3 protein-coding genes are annotated in these 3,092 nt (G+C 44.1%); all 3 read left to right on the top strand.

What is annotated here, in order from left to right:
- Positions 1-583: 583 nt before the first annotated feature.
- The 3 genes from remA (at position 584) to AC805_RS20935 (ending at position 2,981) form a co-directional block, all read left to right on the top strand.
- Positions 584-844, top strand: a complete 261-nt coding sequence (remA, locus tag AC805_RS20945) for an extracellular matrix/biofilm regulator RemA (RefSeq protein ID WP_009629073.1) — start codon at positions 584-586, stop codon at positions 842-844.
- 179 nt (positions 845-1,023) lie between these two features.
- Positions 1,024-1,581 carry a guanylate kinase gene (gene gmk, locus AC805_RS20940; protein WP_197278807.1) on the top strand — a complete coding sequence of 186 codons (558 nt, stop codon included), beginning with the start codon at positions 1,024-1,026 and terminating at the stop codon, positions 1,579-1,581.
- 107 nt (positions 1,582-1,688) lie between these two features.
- The gene (locus tag AC805_RS20935; RefSeq protein WP_231663983.1) at positions 1,689-2,981 is read left to right on the top strand and encodes a D-alanyl-D-alanine carboxypeptidase; all 1,293 of its coding nucleotides are present in this window, start codon (positions 1,689-1,691) and stop codon (positions 2,979-2,981) included.
- Positions 2,982-3,092 lie beyond the last annotated feature (111 nt).

Here is a 3,092-nt window from a genome sequence, read left to right as displayed (position 1 = left end):
GTCCTAACATAACTGGCTACTGCTATACTACTCATCCAGAAAATAAATTTGTAAGTATATTTTCCTAATGGCTATTGATTTGGAAAAACTTAGTAAGTATATCTTCCTAATTCAAAAAAGAAGTCCGTGAGTATATCTTCCTAATGGCTATGGCGATCGCAATCCTAAATCGCAATCCTAAAGGGTTTATTAATAGTTTATGAATGCTTTATGGAAGCGTATCTCAAAGGCTAATGTTTCCATAAACTCAAAAATTGACAACACATTTAATTAGATGGGCGCAATTAAATATAAAATCTAGAAACCTGTAGCGCACGCTGTGCCTGCGCTACAGGTTTTGATTATGCCCAGCTATTTAGGATTGCTATTGGCAATTCATAATATGTGAGAGGCTTTGACTTCACTCAGTCAGAGTATACCGATCGCCGCAAGAAGTCGAAGCCCTATTTCTCTCATAAATGATTTAGGACTGCTATATATGACAAAATATATCGTCACGAAAGATTTTTTGTATGATAATGGGAGAATACATAGAAAAATGAAGCTACATTACCTCTAAATCGATTTCTAGGTCGATAAAACTATGGATATCAAGCTCATCAATATCGGCTTTGGTAATATCGTGTCCGCAAACCGAGTTGTGGCGATCGTTAGTCCCGAATCTGCCCCTATCAAACGCATTATTAGTGATGCTCGCGAACATGGTAAATTAGTCGATGCCACCTATGGGAGAAGGACAAGAGCCGTTATTGTCACCGATTCTAGTCATGTGGTTCTATCTGCTATTCAACCTGAAACTGTTGCTAATCGTTTTGTCATCAGTAAAGAAGGGGCTACGGATTAAATTTAAAGCAATTTAGAAATCCTTGCTCGTCAAGGATTTTTAAATGTAATAATTCTCAATATGATTTGGATTTGACGACCTTACAAATCACTACAAATCACTATCGGTTTTATTTACCAATTTATCTGCCAATTTATCTGCCAATTTATCTGCCAATTTAATTAGGGATTTACGAAGCTTTGAGTGAAGGTAAGTTAATTGTTGTTACGGGACCGAGTGGGGTCGGTAAAGGCACTCTACTAAAGAAACTGCTAGAACGGTATGCCGATCGCTTTCATTTCTCAATTTCCGCAACCACCCGATCGCCACGTAAGGGGGAAGAGGATGGCAGAGAATATTTTTTTTGGAGCCGTACTGAATTCGAGCAGCAACGCGATGCGGGGGGATTTCTGGAATGGGCAGAATATGCGGGAAATCTCTATGGTACTCCGATCGCGCCAATTCAACGCGCGATCGCCATGGGGCAGATTGTTCTGTTAGAAATCGAATTGGAGGGGGCAAGACAGGTAGCTACATCATTCCCCAATGCTCAACGCATTTTTATTGCGCCGCCTTCGATGCAAGTCTTAGAAAGTCGTTTGCGCGATCGCAGCACCGATAGTGACGAGCAAATTCGCAAACGTCTTCACCATGCTGAACTGGAGGTAGCCGCCGCTAACGAATTTGATCTCACAATTGTCAACGACGATCTAGAAATTGCTCTACAACAACTCGAAAAAGCGATGTTTCACGATTAGAATACACGATTAGAATATCTGTGCTGGTGTCATCGCATATATATTTCTAGTTTTAGTTCATTCTAGTTTTGGTTTACCTAATGACAATGTGGAGTCTAGTAGGCGCTTTGCTATTATCAGTTTCGACCCAAGCCCTCAATGGTCGTGAGGTGGTAACCGTTCCTCGATCGCTAATGAGCTATGTTACTCGTCCTGTTTTAGTCTCGGAGGCTAGTGCTAGGGCGCTACCCAATCCAGTGGTGAATCAAGCGATCGCGATTATGCTCGACGAACTCAAGCAGGCAGGGTTAACTCATCCCGATCAAGGGGTATGGATTCAGTCCCACGATGGCGAAATTGCCTCAGGTCGATTATCTAGCCAACCTTTGCCAACGGCTTCACTGACTAAAATTGCGACCACCCTAGCTTCGTTGCAAACATGGGGTTCTAACTATCGCTTTATTACCAATATCTGGGGCACGGGCAATCTTGGGGGGGGGATTCTCAAAGGAGATCTGATTATTGAGGGTAGCGGCGATCCGTTTTTTGTGTGGGAGGAGGCGATCGCCCTTGGCAATAAACTCAATCAACTAGGTATTAAAAGAATTCAGGGTAATCTGATTGTCACGGGTAGATTTGCGATGAATTTTGAGGCTAATCCTCAGGAAGCGGCTAATTTACTTCGTTTAGCTCTAGATAGTAGTCGATGGGAGGGAGAGGTTGCCGAGCAGTACGCGACTATGCCAGCGGGAACAATGAAACCCCAAATTACCGTTCTTGGTAATGTCCGAGCTGTCTCCAATCTCCCCCCAGCGAATATTTCCACCAGTAAATTATTGATTCGTCACGCTTCACTTCCCCTCTGGCAAATTCTGAAGCGGATGAATACCTTCAGTAATAATGAGATGGCAGAGATGCTTGCCTCGCAATTGGGCGGAGGCAGACAGGTGGCGGCGATCGCCTCTAATGCCACCGATATGCCTGCTTCAGAAATTAGATTGATTAATGGTTCGGGGCTGGGACAAGCCAATCAAATTTCTCCCCGTGCGGTGGTCGCAATTTTGATGGCAGTGCATAATCGCGCTCAGGTGGAAGGCTTAACCCTCGCCGACCTCTTCCCCAGTAGCGATTGTAACTGCGGCACTATCGAAGGGCGCAAAATACCGAAAGGAACCATCCTTAAAACTGGTACGCTCTCGGATGTCAGTGCCCTAGCAGGAGTCGTTCAGACCCAGCAGCATGGGGCAATATGGTTTGCGATCGTCAATCGTGGCGATGGCGATATTGATGCGTTTCATCGATCGCAAGATCGCGTACTCCAATATTTAGTTACGAAATGGGGCTTACCCAAGTCACCGATTCCTAGTTTTGTCGAAACCCCTTGGCGCGATAGCGATCGCAATGAGATCGTCAAGCAATAATCTAATATAGTCGTTTTAAATAACTTGTAGACGGGCTTCGACTTCGCTCAGCCCTCGGTGTAAGCTAGCTGAGCGAAGTCGAAGCTGTAGTTTTTATTTGAATTATCTATA

The organism is Pseudanabaena sp. 'Roaring Creek' (assembly GCF_001402795.1).
In the GTDB taxonomy this organism is placed as follows: domain Bacteria; phylum Cyanobacteriota; class Cyanobacteriia; order Pseudanabaenales; family Pseudanabaenaceae; genus Pseudanabaena.
Note: the sequence above shows the minus strand (reverse complement) of the source record. Positions and strands in the feature narration are given on the sequence as shown.